The sequence below is a fragment of the Virgibacillus sp. M23 genome (genome assembly GCF_034190895.1).
Lineage (GTDB): Bacteria > Bacillota > Bacilli > Bacillales > Amphibacillaceae > Virgibacillus > Virgibacillus salarius.
In genome coordinates this window covers 1-400 of the sequence record NZ_JAWDHA010000358.1, presented here as the reverse complement: position 1 = coordinate 400, position 400 = coordinate 1, and the positions used below count along the sequence as shown (strand labels likewise).

General features: G+C 37.6%; 1 protein-coding gene. It reads right to left on the bottom strand.

What is annotated here, in order from left to right; all coding sequences use genetic code 11:
• On the bottom strand, positions 1-400 hold a 400-nt coding region (locus tag RVS70_RS22985), incomplete at both ends, for a 5-bromo-4-chloroindolyl phosphate hydrolysis family protein (protein ID WP_321135052.1).

The following is a 400-nucleotide window of genomic DNA, read 5'->3' as shown; positions in this document are numbered from 1 at the left end:
TCCTCTAAACGCTTGGTCAATTCAGTAAGAGTAATGCGTGTCTCACTTAACGACATCGACAATTCTTTGCTTTTTTTCGGGTGAGATGATAGAAAAGCATACTTCTCTGTCAATTCAACAACCGAATCGAGAGTTTGATAAAAAAATCGCTCTGCCTGATAAAACCGCTTTGGCTCTTTTTTGGTTAGTAAATAAATCNTTCTGACAAGCCTAAGGATTTCCGCATTTTGCTTAAACATTTGAATGCTTTTAGCCTGAAACAATGCTTTTCTAAGACGTATGATTTTCCGCCTTGCTTCCTCTAGGTTTTTCTTAATGTAAGCATACTCTCTTCCTGTCAATTCATGCTTTTTAAGAAATAACCGTCTTGCATTCCAGATACCTGCTGTGTATACGACTG